Origin of the sequence: Pseudomonas fluorescens, assembly GCF_003732425.1 — a bacterium.
Taxonomy (GTDB): Bacteria; Pseudomonadota; Gammaproteobacteria; order Pseudomonadales; family Pseudomonadaceae; genus Aquipseudomonas; species Aquipseudomonas fluorescens_BE.
Map to the genome: position 1 here is coordinate 687,485 of NZ_MOBX01000003.1, position 21,191 is coordinate 708,675.

The 21,191-nt window shown below is 61.2% G+C and carries 17 protein-coding genes; 8 read left to right on the forward strand and 9 right to left on the reverse strand.

Going from position 1 to position 21,191, the window contains the following annotated elements; genetic code table 11:
• Positions 1 to 166 precede the first annotated feature (166 nt).
• Positions 167 to 1,903 (reverse strand): IlvD/Edd family dehydratase, encoded by a 1,737-nt coding sequence (locus tag BK670_RS05980; RefSeq protein WP_123449012.1) that lies wholly within the window; start codon positions 1,901 to 1,903, stop codon positions 167 to 169.
• Positions 1,904 to 2,096: 193 nt separating this feature from the next.
• Between BK670_RS05980 and BK670_RS05985 the strand changes: the two genes are divergently transcribed.
• The 8 genes from BK670_RS05985 (at position 2,097) to BK670_RS06025 (ending at position 8,857) form a co-directional block, all read left to right on the forward strand.
• The gene (locus tag BK670_RS05985; RefSeq protein ID WP_123449013.1) at positions 2,097 to 3,419 is read left to right on the forward strand and encodes an MFS transporter; all 1,323 of its coding nucleotides are present in this window, start codon (positions 2,097 to 2,099) and stop codon (positions 3,417 to 3,419) included.
• Between the two features lie 148 nt (positions 3,420 to 3,567).
• Positions 3,568 to 4,560 (forward strand): AraD1 family protein, encoded by a 993-nt coding sequence (gene araD1, locus BK670_RS05990; protein WP_123449014.1) that lies wholly within the window; start codon positions 3,568 to 3,570, stop codon positions 4,558 to 4,560.
• 9 nt (positions 4,561 to 4,569) lie between these two features.
• Complete coding sequence (locus tag BK670_RS05995; RefSeq protein ID WP_123449015.1) at positions 4,570 to 6,150, forward strand: aldehyde dehydrogenase (NADP(+)); 1,581 nt, start codon at positions 4,570 to 4,572, stop codon at positions 6,148 to 6,150.
• A 177-nt stretch (positions 6,151 to 6,327) separates the two neighbouring features.
• Positions 6,328 to 6,639, forward strand: a complete 312-nt coding sequence (locus BK670_RS06000) for a DUF5629 family protein (protein ID WP_008088034.1) — start codon at positions 6,328 to 6,330, stop codon at positions 6,637 to 6,639.
• Positions 6,626 to 7,801: a lactonase family protein gene (locus BK670_RS06005; protein WP_123449016.1), complete on the forward strand. Its 1,176-nt coding sequence runs from the start codon at positions 6,626 to 6,628 to the stop codon at positions 7,799 to 7,801. The genes BK670_RS06000 and BK670_RS06005 overlap by 14 nt, the downstream gene beginning before the upstream one ends.
• Positions 7,802 to 7,957: 156 nt before the next feature.
• Complete coding sequence (locus tag BK670_RS06010; protein WP_007917967.1) at positions 7,958 to 8,137, forward strand: hypothetical protein; 180 nt, start codon at positions 7,958 to 7,960, stop codon at positions 8,135 to 8,137.
• Between the two features lie 253 nt (positions 8,138 to 8,390).
• A complete protein-coding gene (locus BK670_RS06020) occupies positions 8,391 to 8,603 on the forward strand; it encodes a hypothetical protein (RefSeq protein WP_123449017.1) in 213 nt (70 codons plus the stop codon).
• Complete coding sequence (locus tag BK670_RS06025; protein ID WP_123449018.1) at positions 8,600 to 8,857, forward strand: hypothetical protein; 258 nt, start codon at positions 8,600 to 8,602, stop codon at positions 8,855 to 8,857. The genes BK670_RS06020 and BK670_RS06025 overlap by 4 nt, the downstream gene beginning before the upstream one ends.
• Before the next feature lie 175 nt (positions 8,858 to 9,032).
• Here the strand turns inward: BK670_RS06025 and BK670_RS06035 are convergent, their stop codons facing one another.
• The 8 genes from BK670_RS06035 to BK670_RS06075 form a co-directional block, all read right to left on the reverse strand.
• Positions 9,033 to 9,617 carry a glutathione S-transferase gene (locus BK670_RS06035; protein WP_123449020.1) on the reverse strand — a complete coding sequence of 195 codons (585 nt, stop codon included), beginning with the start codon at positions 9,615 to 9,617 and terminating at the stop codon, positions 9,033 to 9,035.
• Complete coding sequence (locus tag BK670_RS06040) at positions 9,614 to 13,255, reverse strand: SbcC/MukB-like Walker B domain-containing protein (protein ID WP_123449021.1); 3,642 nt, start codon at positions 13,253 to 13,255, stop codon at positions 9,614 to 9,616. Before BK670_RS06040 ends, BK670_RS06035 begins: the two co-directional genes overlap by 4 nt.
• Positions 13,252 to 14,496 carry an exonuclease SbcCD subunit D C-terminal domain-containing protein gene (locus tag BK670_RS06045; RefSeq protein ID WP_123449022.1) on the reverse strand — a complete coding sequence of 415 codons (1,245 nt, stop codon included), beginning with the start codon at positions 14,494 to 14,496 and terminating at the stop codon, positions 13,252 to 13,254. The genes BK670_RS06040 and BK670_RS06045 overlap by 4 nt, the downstream gene beginning before the upstream one ends.
• Before the next feature lie 817 nt (positions 14,497 to 15,313).
• Positions 15,314 to 16,951, reverse strand: a complete 1,638-nt coding sequence (locus BK670_RS06055; RefSeq protein ID WP_123449024.1) for a BatD family protein — start codon at positions 16,949 to 16,951, stop codon at positions 15,314 to 15,316.
• Positions 16,948 to 18,684: a vWA domain-containing protein gene (locus BK670_RS06060; protein WP_123449025.1), complete on the reverse strand. Its 1,737-nt coding sequence runs from the start codon at positions 18,682 to 18,684 to the stop codon at positions 16,948 to 16,950. Before BK670_RS06060 ends, BK670_RS06055 begins: the two co-directional genes overlap by 4 nt.
• Entirely contained in the window at positions 18,681 to 19,760 is a 1,080-nt protein-coding gene (locus tag BK670_RS06065; RefSeq protein ID WP_123449026.1) for a vWA domain-containing protein, read from the reverse strand. The genes BK670_RS06060 and BK670_RS06065 overlap by 4 nt, the downstream gene beginning before the upstream one ends.
• Positions 19,753 to 20,250: a DUF4381 domain-containing protein gene (locus BK670_RS06070; protein ID WP_095050116.1), complete on the reverse strand. Its 498-nt coding sequence runs from the start codon at positions 20,248 to 20,250 to the stop codon at positions 19,753 to 19,755. Before BK670_RS06070 ends, BK670_RS06065 begins: the two co-directional genes overlap by 8 nt.
• Positions 20,247 to 21,191: a DUF58 domain-containing protein gene (locus BK670_RS06075; RefSeq protein ID WP_123449027.1), complete on the reverse strand. Its 945-nt coding sequence runs from the start codon at positions 21,189 to 21,191 to the stop codon at positions 20,247 to 20,249. The genes BK670_RS06070 and BK670_RS06075 overlap by 4 nt, the downstream gene beginning before the upstream one ends.

A 21,191-nucleotide genomic window follows, 5' to 3' on the forward strand; every position in this document is an offset into this window, starting at 1 on the left:
CTATCACCTGTGGCGAGGGAGCTTGCTCCCGCTCGGCTGCGCAGCAGTCGCAAATCGGGCGCCGCGATCTCACAATAAGATCGCATTTGCCGGTTTTGGGGCCGCTGCGCCGCCCAGCGGGAGCAAGCTCCCTCGCCACAGGTGTTTAGCAACAGGGAAGGCGGTGTTAATGAGAGTGGCGCGGGACCTCGGCGCCTCGGCAACCGACGAGGAAATCAAAGTCGCAACCCTGATCCGCTTGCAGCACATGGTCGATGTACAACTGACGGTAGCCGCCCACCAACAACTGCTGCGGTGGTTGCAGATCGGCCATGCGTGCCGCCAGTTCGGCATCCGGAATGTCCAGATGCAAACGCCCGGTCGCGCAATCCAGCTCGATCCAGTCGCCTTCCTTCACCGCCGCCAAAGGCCCGCCAGCCGCTGCTTCCGGCGCCACGTGCAAAACCACCGTGCCGTAGGCGGTGCCGCTCATGCGCGCGTCGGAGATGCGCACCATGTCCGTCACGCCTTGCGCCAACAACTTGGCTGGCAAGCCCATGTTGCCGACTTCGGCCATGCCCGGATAACCCTTTGGCCCGCAGTTTTTCATCACCAGAATCGAATCCTTATCGACATCCAGTTCCGGATCGTTGATCCGCGCCTTGTACATGTCGAAGTTCTCGAACACCACGGCGCGGCCACGGTGCTGCATCAGTTCCGGGGTTGCGGCGGACGGCTTGAGCACGGCACCAAGTGGCGCGAGGTTGCCACGCAGCACACAGATGCCGCCGTCAGCACGAATCGGATTGTCGAGGGTACGGATCACTTCGTCTTCACCGTAGATCGGCGCGTCTTTGGTGTTCTCGCCGATCGACTTGCCGTTAACCGTCAGTGCATTCGGGTTAGGGATCAGATTGGCTTCGCCGAGGCGACGCAGTACCGCTGGCAACCCACCGGCGTAATAGAACTCTTCCATCAGGAAGCGCCCGGAAGGTTGCAGGTCGACGATGGTCGGCATGCCGCGCCCGATGCGCGTCCAGTCATCCAGATCCAGCTCGACGCCGATGCGTCCGGCGATGGCTTTCAAGTGGATCACCGCGTTGGTCGAACCACCGATGGCGGCGTTGACCCGGATGGCGTTCTCGAAGGCTTCTTTAGTGAGAATTTTCGACAGTTTCAAATCTTCGCGAACCATCTCCACCGCGCGCATGCCGGACATGTGCGCCAACACATAACGTCGCGCATCCACTGCCGGGATCGCCGCGTTGTGGGGTAGGGAAGTGCCCAGTGCTTCAGCCATGCAGGCCATGGTCGATGCGGTGCCCATGGTGTTGCAGGTGCCCGCCGAACGCGACATGCCGCCTTCGGCCGCAAGGAAATCGTCGATGGTGATGGTGCCGGCCTTGACCTGCTCGCTGAGCTGCCAGACCACGGTGCCGGAGCCGATGTCCTTGCCCTTGTGCTTGCCGTTCAACATCGGTCCGCCGGTGACAACGATGGCCGGCACATCGCAACTGGCCGCGCCCATCAGCAGCGCGGGGGTGGTTTTGTCGCAACCGGTCAGCAGTACCACGCCATCAATCGGGTTGCCGCGAATTGCTTCTTCAACGTCCATGCTCGCCAGGTTGCGGGTGAGCATGGCGGTTGGGCGCAGGTTCGATTCGCCATTGGAGAACACCGGAAATTCCACTGGAAAGCCACCGGCCTCGATCACCCCGCGTTTGACGTGCTCCGCAATCTGGCGGAAATGCGCGTTGCACGGGGTCAGTTCCGACCAGGTGTTGCAGATGCCGATGATCGGCTTGCCATGAAACTGGTGGTCGGCGATGCCCTGATTCTTCATCCAGCTGCGGTACATGAAGCCGTTCTTGTCGGCCGTGCCAAACCACTGGGCGGAGCGCAGTGTGGGTTTCTTATCAGACATGATCGATTCTCTTATTGTATGACTATAGTGTTCCAGCTACGGCTTAATCTAAGCGCAAAATCCTAGGTTTGGAAGTGTTGTTGGTGAATTAGTATTACTATATAGTCGTTTTCGACGGAGGGATGGCCCTGACGGTTAACCGTGAGAGGCGTCCCCCGAGGTTCTATAAAAACAACAATCGGAGACCGATCTCATGAGCCAGGAACTGCGGCTAATCCGGCGCATTACGCTGAAACTGATTCCCTTCCTGATCCTGCTGTACCTGATCGCCTATGTGGATCGCTCCGCCGTCGGCTTCGCCAAGCTGCACATGGGCGCCGACATTGGCATCGGCGATGCCGCCTACGGCCTTGGCGCCGGGCTGTTCTTCATTGGCTACTTTCTCCTCGAAATCCCCAGCAACCTGATGCTCGAACGCTTCGGCGCACGACGCTGGTTTGCGCGGATCATGATCACCTGGGGCGCGATCACCATCGGCATGGCCTTCGTTCAGGGCCCGCACAGTTTCTACGTGATGCGCTTTCTGCTCGGCGCGGCCGAGGCGGGGTTTTTCCCCGGCGTTCTCTACTACATCACCCAATGGTTCCCGGTGCGCCATCGCGGCAAGATCCTCGGCCTGTTCATCCTCTCCCAACCCATCGCCATGATGATTACCGGCCCGGTCTCCGGCGGTTTGCTCGGCATGGACGGCGTTCTGGGCCTGCACGGCTGGCAGTGGCTGTTCATCGTCATTGGCACCCCGGCGATCCTGCTGACCTGGCCGGTGCTGCGCTGGTTGCCGGACGGCCCACAGCAAGTGAAATGGATGGATCAGGCGGAGAAGGACTGGCTGACCGGCGAGCTGAAAAAGGATTTGCAGGAATACGGCCAGACCCGTCACGGCAACCCGCTGCATGCGCTGAAAGACAAGCGCGTGTTGCTGCTGGCGCTGTTTTATCTGCCGGTGACGTTGAGCATTTATGGCCTCGGTCTGTGGCTGCCGACGTTGATCAAACAGTTCGGCGGCAGCGACCTGGTCACCGGTTTCGTGTCGTCGGTGCCGTACATCTTCGGGATCATAGGTTTGCTGATCGTGCCGCGCAGTTCTGATCGGTTGAATGATCGTTACGGGCATCTGGCCGTCCTTTATGTGCTGGGCGCGATTGGCCTGTTCATGAGTGCGTGGCTGTCGTTGCCGGTGGCGCAACTGGCGGCGCTGTGTCTGGTGGCGTTCGCGCTGTTTTCCTGCACCGCAGTGTTCTGGACCTTGCCGGGGCGGTTCTTTGCCGGCGCGAGTGCGGCGGCGGGGATCGCGTTGATTAACTCGGTGGGCAATCTCGGCGGGTACATCGGGCCGTTCGTGATTGGGGCATTGAAGGAGTACACCGGCAATCTCGCGTCAGGCCTGTATTTCCTGTCGGGCGTGATGGTGTTCGGTCTGATCCTGACGGGCGTGGTTTATCGCGTGCTGGAACGCAAACACGTGCTCCCGGTCGAGCAATTTGCCGCCAGCGCCCGTGGCGCCACACGAACCTGACTGACCAGCGCTGACCCCCTGTGGGAGCGAGCCTGCTCGCGAAGAGGCCGGCACATTCAACATTTGAGGTGACTGACACACCGCTTTCGCGAGCAGGCTCGCTCCCACAGTGGGTCGGCGGTGTTTTTAGAGGGAATAGGAGAAAATCATGCATCTGGTTCAATTCGAATTAAGCAACGGCGAGCGCCGCGTCGGCATGGTCGACAACGGGCGGGTGCGCGAAGTGCAGGACGCGCGCAGCGTGCGCGATCTGGCGCTGGCCGCCATCGAGGCTGGCCACTCCCTTGAACAGCACGTGCAAACCCTCGGCCTCGGCGGCAGCCACGACTACGCCGAGCTACTGTCGCAACTGCGCATCCTGCCGCCCCTCGACCACCCGGATCCGGCCCACATGCTGGTCAGCGGCACCGGCCTGACCCACTTGGGCAGCGCCTCGGCCCGCGACAAGATGCACCAACAGGCCGGCGACGAAGCGGCAATGACCGACACCATGCGCATTTTCAAATGGGGCGTGGAGGGTGGCAAACCGGCAGCGGGCCAGGCCGGTGTGCAACCGGAGTGGTTCTACAAGGGCGATGGCAGCATCGTCGTGCGCCCCGGTCAGCCGTTCCCGCTGCCACCGTTTGCCGAAGACGCCGGTGAAGAACCGGAGATGGCCGGCCTTTACGTGATCGGCCACGACGGCAAGCCTTACCGTCTCGGTTTTGCGGTGGGCAACGAGTTCTCCGACCACGTCATGGAGCGCAAGAATTACCTGTACCTCGCGCACTCGAAACTGCGCAGTTGCAGCTATGGCCCGGAACTTCGCACCGGGGAACTGCCTCAACACCTTGCCGGCAGCAGTCGCATCCTGCGTAACGGCGAAGTGCTCTGGCAAAACGAGTTTCTCAGTGGCGAGGCGAACATGTGCCACAGCCTCGCCAACCTCGAATACCACCACTTCAAATATCGTCAGTTCCTGCGCCCGGGCGATGTGCACATTCACTTCTTCGGCACCGCGACCCTGTCGTTCGCCGATGGCATCCGCACCCAACCGGGCGACCTGTTCGAAATCAGCCAGGCCGAATTCGGCGCACCGCTGGTCAACGGCATCGTGCCGATCGCGGCCGCTTTTGCGCCGGACAGCATCGGCACCCTTTAAGGAGATCCCATGACTCAGATTCTCGGTCACAACTACATTGGTGGTCAGCGCAGTGCGGCTGGCGACGTCAAACTGCACTCCGTCGATGCAACGACGGGCGAACAATTGCCGAACGATTTCATTCAGGCCACGGTTGAAGAAGTCGACGCCGCCGCCAAAGCTGCCGCTGCCGCGTACCCGGCTTATCGCAGCCTCAGCGCTGAACGCCGCGCGCAGTTTCTCGACGCGATTGCCGATGAACTGGATGCGCTCGGAGATGATTTCGTCGCCGTGGTCTGCCGCGAAACGGCGTTGCCCGCCGGACGCATTCAAGGTGAGCGCGGACGCACCAGCGGGCAGATGCGTCTGTTCGCCAAAGTCCTGCGCCGAGGTGATTTCTATGGTGCGCGTATTGATCTGCCACTGCCCGATCGCCAGCCATTGCCACGTCCGGACCTGCGCCAATACCGCATTGGTCTCGGCCCGGTAGCGGTGTTTGGCGCAAGCAACTTCCCACTGGCGTTTTCCACCGCCGGTGGCGACACCGCGTCGGCACTGGCCGCTGGTTGCCCGGTGGTGTTCAAGGCACACAGCGGCCATATGGCTACAGCAGAAATGGTCGCCGATGCGCTGATCCGCGCTGCGGAAAAAACTGCGATGCCGGCCGGCGTGTTCAACATGATCTACGGCGGTGGCGTTGGTGAATGGCTGGTCAAGCACCCAGCGATTCAGGCGGTCGGTTTTACGGGTTCGCTCAGGGGCGGACGTGCGCTGTGCGACATGGCCGCTGCGCGCCCACAGCCGATCCCGGTGTTTGCCGAGATGTCGAGCATCAACCCGGTGATCGTCTTGCCGCAGGCGCTCGCCGAACGTTCGGAAACCGTTGCTCGTGACCTGACTGCCTCTGTGGTGCAAGGCTGTGGTCAGTTCTGTACCAATCCCGGTCTGGTGATCGGCATTCGTTCGCCGCAGTTCAGCGCGTTCGTGCAGCAGGTCGCGGGTTTGATCGGTGATCAACCGGCGCAAACCATGCTCAACGCCGGCACCCTCGGCAGCTATGGCAAAGGTTTGCAGAAACTGTTGGCACACACCGGCATCGAGCATCTGGCCGGCAATCCACAGCAGGGCAATCAAGCGCAGCCGCAGTTGTTCAAGGCTGATGTCAGCCTGTTGATCAATGGCGATGAAGTGCTGCAAGAAGAAGTCTTCGGCCCGACCACGGTGATTGTCGAAGTGGCGGACAAGGCGCAACTCAGCGCCGCACTGCATGGCCTGCACGGGCAACTGACGGCGACGATCATTGGTGAGCCGGCGGACTTCGAACGTTTCCCTGAGCTGACGCCGTTACTGGAACAGAAGGTCGGGCGGATTTTGCTTAACGGTTATCCAACCGGTGTCGAAGTGTGCGATGCGATGGTGCATGGCGGGCCGTATCCGGCGACGTCCGATGCCCGTGGCACGTCGGTGGGTACGCTGGCCATCGACCGTTTCCTGCGCCCGGTGTGCTTCCAGAACTACCCGGACAGCTTGCTGCCGGAGCCGCTGAAAAACGCCAACCCGCTGCGCATCCAGCGCCTCGTTGACGGCAAGCCCTCACGCGACGCGCTGTAACTGCCAGCCAATATCCCTGTGGGAGCGAGCCTGCTCGCGAATGCATTCTTTCAGTCAGCCTTTCATGGCCTGACACACCGCATTCGCGAGCAGGCTCGCTCCCACAAGGGTTCCCATAAGGCCTCTGGATCACATTGAGCTATCATTGGCCCTTTCCCCCTAGAAAGACTGTTTGCCATGACTGCCCAAACCCTTCTCAACGCCCTCGAACACTGCGGTATGGTCGAAATCGACGGCCTGCATGCCTTCGAATTTGCCCTCGACGAAGACGACAATCTGCACATCGAATGCATCGATGGCCGCGCGGCCAAGCATTGGGAATTCACCCCGGCTCAGGTTGCCGCTGCAACCTTCGACGACTCTTTGCAGAGCTGGTTGATCGTCGGCTATTTCAATGAAACCAAAGCGATCGGCGAACACCGTTTGGTTTGTCATGGCGATGTAGTCAGCAGCAGCGATGACGAGGATGACACTGATGAAAATGCGTAAATTCTGGCCGCTGCTGGTGGCCGGCAGCGTCGGTGCCATGGGCCTGTCCACGGCGTCTGCGGAGAACTTCCAGTTGCTGGTCGGCTCCTACACCGCTGGCACCAGCCAGGGCCTCTATCGCATGAACTTCGACAGCGCCACCGGCCAGATCGCCGCCAAGCCGCTGCAAGTGGTGAAGAGCGAAAACCCGTCGTGGCTGACCCTGTCCAAAGACCAGCATCGCCTGTTTGTGGTCAATGAAAACGGCCCCGGCCAGAAAGACCCGGTCGGTCGCGTTAGCAGTTATTCGATTGATCCGAAAACCCATGCCCTGAGCCTGATCAATCAAGTGCAGAGCCTGGGCAACGAACCGACTCATTCGAGCCTCAGCGGTGACGCCAGCCATCTGTTCGTCAGCAACTATTCGGTGATGGAAGATCCGGGCGGAACGCTGGCGGTCTTGCCGGTCGGTGCTGACGGCAAACTCAAACCCGTTGTGCAGATGAGCGCGCACCCGGCGAGCCGGGTCAACCCGGAGCGCCAGGCGTCGAACCATGTGCATTCGACGGTCTCTTCGCCGGACGGCCGCTATGTGTTCTCCAATGACTTGGGCGCGGACAAGGTGTTCATTTATCAATTCGACCCGAAAGCCAACCCGGAGCTGCCGCTGACCCCAGCGAAAACCGCATCCGTGGCGTTGCCTGCCGGCAGCGGCCCACGGCATTTACTGTTCAGTGCTGACGGCAAACACGCCTGGCTGACCATGGAAATGAGCGCGCAGGTCGCGGTATTCGATTACCACGACGGCGTGCTGACCCAGACGCAACTGGTCGATCTGGCGGCTGGCCAGCCGACTTCGGACAAGGCTGCTGCGGCGCTGCACGCCTCGGCGGATGGCAAGTTCCTCTACGTCAGCAACCGTGGCACCGCCAATCAACTGCTGGTCTTTGCGATTGATCCGGCGAGTGGTCAGCTCAAAGAGCTGCAAAAACGCTCGGTGGAAGGTGATCACCCGCGCGAATTCAGCCTCGATCCAAGTGGCAAATTCCTGCTGATCGCCAACCAGAAGAGCAACGAAATTGTCGTCGTCGAGCGCGATGGCAACACCGGTCTGCTCGGCAAAACCGTGCAGAAACTGCCGATGGACGCGCCCAGCGACCTCAAGTTCATCGTGCGACAATAAGCCACAGGCCCCGGTTTACGGGGCCTGTCTCTTTGTATTAATCGCGCTGATAACCGGTAATGCTACAAAGCATTTAAAGCGATCAACCCTCGAGCGTTAAGTTTGCTTCACGGCCCAACCGGGCAAACAAGCCAAACGAACACGAGGGTTACCGCCATGAACTTCAATCTCTTCTCCGTGATTGCTGCTTCCGCCATCTCCGCCACCGTTGTACTGCCAGCCAGTGCCAACGTCGAAATCAACAGCAAAAAATCCCACACCCAGAGCTACACCCAAAAATACCTGCAACAGAGCGCCAACTTCTACGCCGCCCTGGATCACAAAGCCCAACACTGAAATGCCCGACTTGCGCGACTCCCTGTAGGAGCTGCCGAAGGCTGCGATCTTTTGATCTTCAACGTCAAAAGATCGCAGCCTTCGGCAGCTCCTACACGTGTGTTTTTTGCGAACTGATAGGTTTCTTCAAACCCGCCAATAGACTGGCTAAATAATCAACCAAGCTGATGTTTACTATGGCAAACCCTGAGTGGTTAGCGCGGCTTTTTTGATTGATTCTGTGGACATCGAAACCTGCCCACGGGAGAACACCATGGCCAGCGCAATCCTTCATTCAGCCAAACGCGGCGCCTACCTGGCCATCGGTCTTTACCTGGCCGTGGTGCTGGTCGTCAGCATCGCCTCGCAAATGGAACACAGCTTCGAAGCGCCGATTCAAGTCGCCCACCCCGGCGTGCAGTTCGAACTGCGCGCGCAAAGCGTGACGGTCGACCGGGCCGAACTCGCAGGCGTCGGCGGAGCATGAAAGGCTATAGATTCTGGGTGATCGCCGGTTTGGCGTTCTTCACCAACGGCGCATCGTTACTGGGAATCGGCCAAGGCTCGGTGGGTGCATTGGCCCGAGCCATAGAGTCCAATCACAACATCGCACACAACATCGAACGGGCGAATACTCTGGGGCTGATGGCCGGCAATCCACCGGTAAAAGTCTCGGCCGATTTTCTCGGGCCCTTCGAAGTGGATTGCATGGCACTGGGCATGTGCAACGCACTCGCCTAGACAACTCAGTCCTCTGTGGCGAGGGAGCTTGCTCCCGCTGGGTTGCGAAGCAGCCCCAAATCCTGCAGACACAGTATTCCTGATGTGCCGAGCCCAATGGATTGCGACTGCTGCGCAGCCGAGCGGGAGCAAGCTCCCTCGCCACAGGGGCTCACCGTTTACAGGAGTGCTGTAGTTACTTCTTCATGACCGAGGTGAAGAGGTCTGACTCGAGGAAACGTTGCAACCAGGCCTGTAGACGTAAGTAAGGCGTCTGCGTAAACCACTCACGATCAACATGCGCAAACTGCCGAACAAACGGCAGCAGGGCGATATCCGCCAGGCTCGGATGATCGGCCAGCAAGTACTCACGATCGGTCAGCAGTTCATCCAGCCGCTGCAAGAACAACGCCCCCTCTGCCCGATAAACTTCCATCGGCTGTTCCGGGTAGCGCTCGGCGTATTTATAGCGATTCAAGTGCGTCTTGAAACCCTGATCATTCGCTTCGATCAGCTCGGCGATCCGCGCGTCATCCTCAAGCAACCAGCCATCCGGATCATTCTGCGCCAACGCCCAGCGCATGATCTCCAGACTCTCATCAATCACCCGACCCTCCGCATTCAGCACCGGCACCGTGCCTTTGGGCGAGATCGCCAGCATCTCGGCCGGTTTGGCCTTGAGGCTGACTTCGATGATCTCCACTGGCACGCCCGAATAACGCAGTGCCATCCGCGCGCGCATCGCGTACGGGCAGCGGCGGAAGGAATACAGCGTGTTCATTTCACCTCCAGGGTGCTCAAACCGTTGCCCTGACGCTGCACCTGAATTTGCACCGGAATCCGCTCGTGCATTTCCTGCACGTGGGAAATCACCGCGACCTTGCGGCCCTGCGCCTGCAAACCGTCCAGCGCATCCATGGCCAGTTGCAACGATTCCGGATCGAGGCTGCCAAAACCTTCATCGATAAACAGCGATTCGATCTTCAGCGTGCTCGAGGCCATCGACGCCAGACCCAGCGCCAGGGCCAGCGACACCAGGAACGTCTCACCGCCAGACAACGAATGCACCGAGCGCAGTTCGTCGCCCATTTCCGTGTCCATCACCAGCAGGCCCAGCATGCTGCCGCCGCGTTTCAGGCGATAGCGTTTGACCAGTTGGCGCAGTTGCACGTTGGCGTGATGCACCAGCAGGTCGAGGTTGTAGGCCTGGGCGATCTTGCGGAAAGTGTCGCCGGTGGCAGAACCGATCAAGGCACTCAGGCGCGCCCAGCGTTGATACTCGGCATAGGCCGAGGCGATCTGCTGCGCCAGCGCCTGATTGGCGTTCTGCCGGCGCTGGTCTTCGGCCTGTTCGGCACGCAGTTCGGCGCACTGTTGCTCGCTGAGGTTGAACTGGTTTTGCAGGTCGGCGAGGGCGCTGGCCAGTTGTTCGGCATCGAGGTTGCCGTTGTGCAGGGCCTGATGATCGAGCAGACGCTGGTCACGTTCCTGCAGCAACACCTTGGCCTGCTCGATGGCTTTTTCGTTGTGCTGCAAGCGCTGGCGCAGTTCGGCGACTTGCGCGTCATCGACCCGCAGCAGATCTTCGAGGCCACCGTCATCCAGCTCCGGATGACGGGCGCGCCAGTCGGCAATCTTGCCAGCCAGATCCTGGTCTTCGCTTTGCAGCGCCTGCAAACGTTCTTGTTGGGCCTTGAGTTCGGCGGCGATCTGCACCCGTTGCGTGCGCAGGTTTTGCAGTTCCTGCGCGGTGCCGGTTTCGGTGTTGCGCGCCTGCTCGACCGCTTGCTCAAGCTGCTGCTGCCAGTGCTCGGCGCTGGCGTGCTCGCCAAGCAACTGTGCGAGTTTTTGCTGGCAGGCTTGCTGCTGTTCGGTCAGCGCCGTGAATTGCTGTTCGGCGCTGAGCAACTGCTGTGCACGGGTCTGTTGGCGGTCCTGTTCTTTCTCTAGGGTTTGTTGACGCTGTTGCTGCTCGGCCTGTTCTTCCTTCTGTTGGTCGACCTGCGCCAGGCGCTCGGCGATCTGCCGGTCAAGCTGCATGAAGGTCGCCGCTGGCTCCTGGCGCAAGGCTTCAAGGGTGTCGGCTGGCAGCAGATTGCCGAACGCGCTGAGTTCTTCGTCGAGACGCTGGCGATCGCTGCTCAGCTCGCGCTGCTGATTGCTCAGGTGCTGCGCCGCTTGCTGATGCGCGGTTTCGGCCTGGCGCAATTGCTGGGTCAGCCGCGCGGCGTCCTGTTGCAGGGTGAGCAGGGCGCTCTGGCGTTGTTCGTCCTGAGTGATGCTCTGGTTCAGTTGCTCGTTTTGCCGGGCGAGCCAGGCATCGCGCTTGTCGGCGTCCTGATTGAACAACTGCGCGGCCAGCGGATGCGCGTCGAGGCTCGGCGCCAAGGCTTGCTGCTGGGCGGCCAGTTGTTCCTGCTGTTGCAGCAGTTCTTTCTGCTGAGCAATCACGCCGCCGACTTCGGCGCGCAGCTCGATGAGTTTTTCCTTGAGCTGATCGACCACCTGTTGTGCATTGGCCTGCTCACTTTCATCGTGGCGGCCGAGGCTTTGCAGCAGCGCTTCAGGCTGATGGTACGGGTGCTCGTTGCTGCCACAGACCGGGCACGGCTGATCGTCCTGCAACTGCGCACGCAACTCCTCGACACTGGCACTGCGCGCCAAACGCTGGCGTTCAAGCAGCTCGCGGGTGACGTTGAGGGTTTGCTCGGCGACGGTCAGCTCGGCTTTGGTTTTCACGCCATCCTGCGTCAGCCGCTCGCGTTCCTGCTGGGCGCTGAGCTGACGTTGTTGCAGCTCACTGTTGCGTTTGTCGAGATCCTGTTGTGTGGCCCATAGACGTGACAGGTCTTCGAAAGCGCGCAATTGCTTGCGGTTGTCCTGCAGCAGCGTGCCAAGGAGGCCGATCTGTTCGGCGACGGCATCGGGTTCGGCGCCGGCCTCTTTGAACAGCACTTCAAGTTGCTGTTTCTGCGAGGTCAGCTCCGCGGCGCTGCGCGTGGCGTTTTCTTCGAGGCTCGCCAGTTCGGCCTGGCCCTTGTTCAAGCGGTTGCCGATCAGCATCAGCTGTTGCAGGCGATCGCGGTAGGCATTCCACGCATCGCTCAGCGGCGCCAGATGAGCGCTTTGCTCAAGTTCGGCGGCGATGCGTTGCAGGCGCTCGGCGACCTGGGTCTGTTTTTCCAGCAAGGCTTGAATGGCGTTCTGGCCATCGCTGCAAGCCTGCTCGGCCTCTTGTCTGGCTTGCGCGCTATTGGCGACATCCTTGGCCAGATGGGCGAGGGCGCTTTGCTCTTCAAAGGCCTGACGCAACAGCGGCGCGTTTTCGCTTTGCCGTTGTTGCGCTTCGCTCAGGGCGACTTTCGCCGCTTCGAGGTTTTGGTCCAGCTGCGTCTGGCGCTCAGTCAGTTCGGCATGCTGCTGTGTGTGCGCGGCGATTTGCGCGGCCAGTGGCGTCAGCAGGGCATCGAGTTCGGTTTTGCGCGCGAACTGATGCCGTTGTGGGCCGAGCTGCTCCAGGCGCGTCAGTTTCACCCGCTCGCCGGCCAGACTTTCCGATTGCTGTTGAGCGCTGTGCAGTTGTTCTGCGGCCGCTTGCTGCGCGTCCTGCAACACACGCAAATCCTTGAGCCAGCCGTGCTGTTGCTCAAGCTGCTTAAGTTGCGCCTGCTGCAACTTCATTTGCTGTTGCGCAGTATTGAAACGCTCATCCAGTTCGGCCCGGGCTTCGGGCGCCAACGGGGTCACGCCGGTAGCCTGATCCTGCAACAGTTTGTGCGCTTCGCGGGCCTCTTTAGTCTTGTCAAAGGCGCGGCGGCCGAGGCGGGTGTACAGCGCGGTGTCGGTGAGCTTTTCCAGCAGTTCGCTGCGGTCGTTGTCGTCAGCCTTGAGGAACGCGCTGAACTCACTCTGCGCCAACAGCACGGCGCGGGTGAACTGTTCGAAGTTCAGGCCGAGCGCGGCTTCCAGTTGGGTTTTGTATTCACCTTTTTGACTGGCGAGCAGTTGATCCTGATCGATATCGCGCAGGCTCTGCCGGCTGGCCTGCAACTTGCCGCCGGCCTTTTCGCGGGCGCGGTTGGCTTCCCAGCGCGCACGGTAGCGACGGCCATCGACACCGACGAAATCCACCTCGGCATAACCTTCACCGGTGCCGCGACGCAGCAGAGTGCGCGGGTCGCCAGTGGCAATTTCACCGTCGGCATCCGGGACTTTGGCGTCACGGCCGGTGTTGTTCAGGCGCGGAACGGCGCCAAACAACGCCAGGCACAGCGCGTCGAGCAGGGTGCTTTTACCGGCACCGGTCGGGCCGGTGATCGCAAACAAACCGGCACTGGCCAACGGCTCAGCGGTGAAATCAATCTCGAACGGCCCGGCTAGCGAGGCAAGGTTCTTCAAGCGAATGGCGAGAATCTTCATGGCTGCTCGCCCTCCAGTTGCACGTCTTGCAGCAGTTCGGCGAAGTCCTTCAGCGTCTGCTCATCGACCTCGCTGCCGTAGTTGTCGAGCCAGGCGCGGCTGAACAGTTCCTGCGGGGTGAGTTGGTCGAGTTCGATCAGCGCGGTGCCGTCATCACTGCCGTCAGCGCCTCGGTTGCCGGCGTACTCGGCGGCGATGCGCACCAGTCGTACGGCTTTGCCTTGCAGGGCGCTTTCGACTTGATGGCGCAGATCCGGCTGTGGCTCGTCGAGGGTTACGCGCACTTCCAGCCATGGTTGCCGCTGGGTTTCGGCGAGCAGATCGATGTTCGGCAGATCCGCCAGTTGCAGCAGGATCTCCGCCAGCGGTGCCGGGCCGATTCGTTGCAGATTGACCGAGCGTGGGATCAGTTTCGGCTCGACGCTGACCAGCGTTTCGCCGTCGAGGGTGACGTCGAGGATCTGGTGCTGATAGCTGATCTCCGAGAACGACAACGGAATCGGCGAACCGCTATAGCGAATGCGTTCTTCACCGTTGACCTTCTGCGGCTTGTGCAAATGGCCGAGGGCGACATAACTGATGCTCGGCCCGAACAGGCTGGCGGGCAGGGCTTCAGCGTTACCGATGATCAGGCTGCGCTCGGAGTCTTCTGACACCGAACCGCCGGCCATGTGTGCATGGCTGATGGCGATCAAGGCCTGACCGGGTTTGCGCTTGGCGTTGGCCGCCTCGATCAGCCATTCATGCACCTGACCGATGCCACGCAAATAGTTGTCGCCCAGGTGCGCGCCCGTCACCTCCGCCGGGCGCAGGAATGGCAGCGCCAGGCACCACGCGGCGACTTCGCCTTGGGCATTTGGCAGTGGCAACAGCAAGCGGTCGGCGTCCAGTTGCCCGTCATCCAGCCACAGCACCCGACCCAGCGCGTGGGTGCGCAAACGGCGCATCAACGGCGCGGGCAATTCAATCCGCGAACCGGAGTCGTGGTTGCCGGCGATCATCACGATGGTCAGCAACGGCTGCTGTTCGTGGGCGCTGACGATGAAGTCGTAGAGGCGTTCCTGAGCTTTGACCGGCGGATTGACCGTGTCAAAGATGTCCCCGGCAATCAGCAGCACATCCGGCTGCGCCAGTTGCAATTGGCGCAGCAGCCATTCGAGGAAGCACGCATGTTCGAAGTCGCGCTCCTGGCCGTGCAGGTTTTGCCCAAGGTGCCAGTCGGAGGTGTGGAACAGACGCAAGGTGGACTCCGCAACATTTAAAGAGGTGATGGCCGCGGGGAAGTGATGGGCGGCGAAAGAGGGGAGAGTTTACAGATTATTGCGCGGGTGGGGCTTGTTCGGGCGGGACACGGTTGGGCATTCCGGTGATGCCAGACAGCGGTTATCTGGTATCTGGCCATTATATTGATATCATTTTGGGTGAGTGCGGTTCCCTTTCCGGGCTTTAGAAATCGTGGATCTGGACGCCCTGATAATGGAAATTTCCGATGAGGCTGAGCTTCTAAAATGGCTATAAGACAAAGATTTAACAGAAAAAGGACGCTTCAGTAGCCATGCCAAAATTTGCTTGTGTATGCGGTCACGTCATTAACCTGTCTCAAGGGACGTCCGAGTGTGAAATGTCTCTGGTCGCTGAGCAGAAGATAGATGAAATTGGCTGTGTGCTATCAACACGTTGGCTTTCAGAAGACGAGTTCTACGAAACGATAGACCAAGGGGCCGTTACAGTTTATCGATGCCAGCAGTGCGGGCGCCTGCATGTGGATCAAGGTGATGGACAGTTTTCTTCCTATATAAAGGAAGTGAATTAGTTGCATGGGATTGGGCGATTGAAGTTGACAGGATGTCGAGGCCAACTGTGTCTAGCTTTTCTGTGGACACTCGGAAGAGGGGATGATTGGAACAATCCATTTCCGGAGGTGAAAGAGTGATTACTGAAGATTTTGAACTCGTGACAGCCTTTTTTCCCTAAAGCAAAATCAAAAGATCGCAGCCTTCGGCAGCTCCTACACATACTCCCTGTAGGAGCTGCCGAAGGCTTCGATTTTTTGCTCTTTTACTTCGGATAAAGCGGCGGCAACCCACTATCACCCACCGGATCCTGCACCCGTTCCGCCGTCGGAATCGCCCGGATCGCCCGCCACAAATCCTCACCCTGCCAATGCTGCCCCGTCTCGCTGTACAGCGCACCATTCAACCCATCCAGCGCATCCGACAACGGCACAAACCGCGCCGCCATGTCTGCCAGTGTCTCCGGCTGCTGCCGCGCCCACGCATCCAGCGCCTGCCGTGTCGCCTGCGGGTCATTCGCCTGGCTCGCACGCTTGATGTCATCCATCAAGGTGCGCGGGCTCGGGCCGGTTTGTGCGGCGCGATGCACGGCTGGTTGCCAGCGTGCGCGCCACCAAAGGCCGAAGCCGAGGAGGGTGGTGCAGGCGAGGATCAGGGTGCTGAGTTTCCACCACCACAACACGTCGTTATCGACGACACTCGGTTGCAGGTTGCCGGCCGGGGTGTCGACTTGCAGGCTCGGGTTGTTGGCCACTTGCAGGGTGCGCGCGGGCAGGCTGCTGTGTTCCAGATGATCTTCGAAGGTGTTCCACCAGACCACGTCCACCGTCGGCAAGTCGATGGCGCCGCTGCGGCTCGGCACCAGGGCTTCGCGCTCTTCGCGGCTGCCGACAATGCCGCGGTCGGTGCTCTGGTTGCTCAGCACCGGTTGGTCGGGGTAGCGGCGCAGGCCGTTGACGTCGGTGGCGGGCAGCGCCGGCAGTTGCGAGGCGGCCAGGCCTTCGACTTTCAATGTCAGGCTGCGGGTCAGGGAATCGCCGACCTGAGTGTGTTCCGGCTCCGGGTTCCAGCTTTCGCTGAGGCTCAGGCTGCGCGCGGGCAGCCATGGCGCGTCGACCGGGTAGGTCAGGGGTTTGGGTTTGACGGTCAGGGGGATTTCAGAAGAACTGACGCGCATCAATTTGCCCGGCTTCGGCCCCTGCGCATTCGCATCCTGTGACGGCTGCGTGTCGACCAGTGTGGCGCTGAACGTTTGCGGCGCAATGGTCAGCAAACCGCTGTGCTGCGGGTAGATCGCATAGCGCATTTCGATCACGCCATGGCGCACACCGTTGAGGTCTTTTTCGTAGGTACGCGTGTCGCCAAGCTGTTCGATGCGCGCATCGGCGATTTGCAGCGGCGTCAGGCTGCTGTCGTCGTACAGCGACACCGAATGGTAGATGCGCAGGGTCAGGATCGCCTGCGCCTGCACATAGACGCTGGACTGATCGAGGCTGGCCTCGATGAACACCGGATCAAGGCTGTTTTTATTCTCGCGGGTATCGCTTTCGACCACTTGCACGGTAATCGGCTGGCTCTGCGCGTCACCCAGTTGCAGCGGCGGGATCACCACGCTGCCGTTCTCTTTCGGCAGCAGGGTGATGATCCAGCGTGTGGTCGCGCGGTTGTCGCCATTGAGGGTGTTGAGCTGGTTGACCTGCCGCGTGCCGCGCACTTCGAACAACGCTTCCAGCGCGGTCAGATCGGGTTTGCCGAACTGGGTGACGTCACTGGTTTCGAGGGTGAGCTCGACCGTCTCGCCGGAGTTCAGGCGACTGCGATCCACACTGGCGGTCAGCTCGGCCGCGTGGGCGGTGGCCGTGCAGAGCAGCAGGGGCAGCAAGAGAGCGGTGAAGCGGGTCATCGAGTGTTTTCCTGATCCTGATGTTGTTGCTGTTCGTACCAGAATTTGCGTCGCAGCAATTCGCCCGGATCATCCGGGATCTTGCCCAGCCATTGTTCCAGTGCCTGGCGCTGCTCGCCTTCGAGGTTGTCCTCGCTCGGGCGCAGCGTCGGCACGGTGTCCGTTTGTTCTTCTTCGTCGCTGCCCGGCACTTCATTGGGGCCTGGCTGCGGCGGCGTAGTCGGTGGCGGTTCGCTGGCCGATTCGCTCGGTTGCGCTTCGCTCTGAGATTCACTTTTTACCGCCGGTGGCGGTGCGGTCGCGGGCGGTGGTTCGTCGCCGGGCAGACTCTGTTCGGCCGGTTTGGTGTCCGGCTCGGCGGGCGGCGGTGTGTTTTTCTGCTTGAGCAGGTTTTCCACCAGCGCCTTGTTGGTCTGCGCCGGGCGCAAATCCGGTTGCAGCTCCAGGGCCTGTTCATACGCGTCGATTGCCGCTTCCAGCTCACCGCTTTTTGCCAAGGCGTTGCCACGATTGTAGTGGGCGCGAGCATCGCTGCCTTCGGCAAAGCGCTGGGCGGCGCCACTGTAGTCGCCGGCCTCGTACAGCGCCACCCCTTGCCACTGATGATCGTCGAAATGTTGCGCGGCTTCGGCCGGGCGCTTCTGTTTGAGCAGGTGCAGGCCCTGTTGGTCGGGACGCAGCCACAGGTCTTCGAATTCAAAAGCGTAGCTCGGCTGCGGCAAGCAAAACAGCAGCGGCAGACAGAACAGCCAGCCACGGCGCCCGGCGCACGCGGCCAGTAACAGCAGCGGCAATAGCAGCCAGTAACCCTGATCGGCCCAGGTATCCAGGCGCACGGTCTGGCCGTCGTCACGCAAGCTGCGCGGACCGTTGAGCAGGCCGAGCGCGCCGAGATCCGCTTCGTCGAGGCGGGCCGGGTGATATTCGCCGCCGACGCTGTTGAGGAATGCGCTCAGGCCCGGACTGTCGAGTTGCGGCACGCGGATCGCGCCTTGATCGTCCTTGAGGAAACTGCCGTCCTCCTGGGCAATCGGCGCACCTTCGGCGGTGCCGAAGCCGAGCATCAACAGTTGCGCCGACTGCCCGCTGAGTGCGCGGCGAATGCCTTGGCGTTCTTCTTCGTTCAATGACGAGCCGATCAACAAAATCCGTCCCTGACCGAGCGCGCCCTGTTTCAACAGGGCCAGCGCTTTGTTCACCGCCAGATCGGCACGATGGCCGCTTTCCGGCATCAACGACGGTTTCAGGGCATCGAGCAAATTACGACTGGTCGCCAGGTCATCCGACAGTGGCACCAGTGTGTGCGCGCTGCCGGCGTAGACGACGATGGCGGTCTGCGCATCGCTGCGCGCCTGCAACAGGTCGAACAGCTTGCGCCGGGCCTGTTCCAGTCGCGTCGGCGGCGAGTCGGTGGCGAGCATTTCCGGGGTCAGTTCCAGTACCACCACCAACGGATCGGCGGGTTTCTGGCTGGTCTGTTCGACGCGCTCCCAACTTGGTCCGAGCAGCGCCAGAACCGTGAGCAGCCACGCCACGCCAAGGGCAACCCACGGCAGTTTGCTGTCGCGACCATTCCCGCCGCTGAGCAGGGTGGCATGAAACGCCGGCGGCAAAATCATCTGCCAGCGCCCGGCGCGTTTCTGCCGGTGCCAGAGTTGCCAGATCAGCCAGCCCAGCAGCGGTAGCAACAGCAACCACCACGGACGGAACCAGTGCGGCCAGAGCGCGATCATCGGCGCCTCCGCAAACGCAGGCGCTTGAGACGCTCGCGCCAGTCAGGCAGCGGACTTTGCAGATACAGCTCCTTGCTGAACAGGCGTTGCAGCGGGTTATCCGGCCACAATTCACGGGCGACCAGCAACAGGCTCAACCACAGCGCCAGCGCCAGAGGCCAGTGATACAAGGCTTGTGCCGGGCGGGCCTGGGTCGGTTGTTGGGTCACGGGTTCGAGTTGGTCCAAGGTATCTTTGATTGCTTGCAGTTCCTTGCCATCGTGGGCTCGGAAATACTGACCGCCGGTGACTTCGGCGATGGCTTTGAGCGCCGGCTCGTCGAGATCCAGACTCGGATTGACGCCGAGCAAGCCGGTCGAACCGCTGTCCTCAGGATTGGCGCCAATGCCGATCGGGTAGATCTTCACACCTTCGCTGGCGGCGAGTTTTGCCGCCGTCAGCGGATCGATTTCACCACCGTTGTTGGCACCGTCAGTGACCAGAATCAGCACGCGGCTCTGCGCCGGACGCATGCGCAGGCGTTTCAGCGCCAGACCAATGGCGTCGCCGATGGCGGTGTTCTTGCCAGCGATACCGATTCGCGCTTCATCGAGCCAGACGCGCACAGTGTGGCGGTCGAAAGTCAGCGGCGCTTGCAGATAGGCCTGACTGCCGAACAGGATCAGGCCCACGCGGTCGCCATCACGGCTTTCAAGGAAATCACCGAGCAGATGCTGCACCAGCGTCAGGCGACTGACCTCTTCGTCCTGCCACTGCATATCCGGAAAGTCCATCGAGCCGGACACGTCCACTGCGACCAGCAGATCACGCCCACTGGCAGCAATCGGTAGTGGTTCGCCGAGCCATTGCGGGCGGGCGGCGGCGGTCAGCAGTAACAGCCACAAGAGCATGAACGGCGCCTGTTGACGCCACGCGGGCAGGTTGGCGCGAGCGCGACGGCGGGCGAGGCCTTCCAGATCGGCGAGGAAACTCACTTTCAGGGCTGGCTCGCCACTGTCGGCGACCGGCAGCACCAGACGCATCAGCCACGGCAGCGGCACCAGCACAAAGATCCACGGCCAGGCGAACTCAAACATGTTTGCGAATCCACGTGTCGACAGCCTGGGTCAGGCCGGCGATGGCTTTGTCGTCGAGTTTGCATTCCGGTTTGTAAGCGCCTTCGACCAGCACCATCCAGCGCGTCAGGCCGGCGGCCGGGCAACGGTTATCGAGGAACGCCAACCATTTTCGCCCGTTGAGGGTGTGGCTCTGGCTGTAGGGGTAGTGGTTGCGGCATAGGCGTTTGAGCAGGCCGTTGAGTTGCTGCAGCCAGGCACCGGCCGGGGCGCCGTCGTAGGGTTTGGGCATTTGTGCGAGTTCGGCGAGGGCGGCGATGCGCACCGGGTCGAGCGGCTGTTCGGCACGGACGATCGGGCGTTTTTTCATCGGAATGAAACGGCGCAGGCGCCACACGGCGAAACCCAGCAGCGGCAGCAACAGAAGCAGCAGCCACCAACCCGGTGCCGGCGGCCAGAAGGCAATCGGTGGCGGCGAGATCAGCGGTTGCAGTTGTTCGAGGCCGTTCATCGACCTTTCCCCGGACGCTGCGGATTGAGGAATTCGCGCATCTGCTCGACCATTTCGCTTTGCGTGCTCAGCGGCATCAGCAATACCCGCAGCTTCTGCGCGAGCAGTTCCCAGCGAGCGATGCGTGCTTCGGCTTGAGCGCGGTAAGTCTGGCGCAGCTCGAAATTCAGAGTGTCGAGTTCGAGTTGTGCGCCGCGTTCGGCGAATCTGAGCAGGCCGGCAGCGGGGAGGGCGTGATCAAGGGGATCCGACAGCGGCAGCATCAACAGATCGCAATGGCGCGACAACAGACTCAGTTGCTGCTCGGCGCTGTCGGACAGGGCGCGCTCGTCGCAGATGACAATCACCAGACTGCCCGGGCGCAGCACTTCGCGGGCACGGCGCAGGGCCACGCCAAACGCATCACGATCCGGCTCTCGCTCGCTGTGCAGCGACTGATTGACCTTGACCAGACGGTTGAGCAGTTGCAGCAGGCTCTGTTTGCTGCGCCGTGGTTTGATTTCGTAGTGCTCGTTGTCGCCGAACACCAGCCCGCCAACCCGGTCGTTATGCCCCAGCGCGGCCCAACCAATCAAAGCCGCCACTTGCGCTGCCAGCACCGATTTGAACATCAGCCCGGAACCGAAAAACAGCCGCGTACTTTGCTCGACCATAATGAAAATCGGCCGCTCGCGTTCTTCATGGAACAGCTTGGTGTGCGGCTCTTGCGTGCGTGCGGTGACGCGCCAGTCGATGGTGCGCACATCGTCGCCGGCCTGATAGACCCGCACCTGATCGAAGTCGACGCCACGGCCACGGAATTTCGAGTGATGCAGGCCGATCAGCGGGCTGCGCTGGCTCGGCGTGGAAAACAGCTGCACCTCGCGCACACGGTGACGCATCTCGATCAGCTCGGCGAGGCTGACGCGGATGCCCGGTTCGGACGGCAGGGGGGCGTTCAT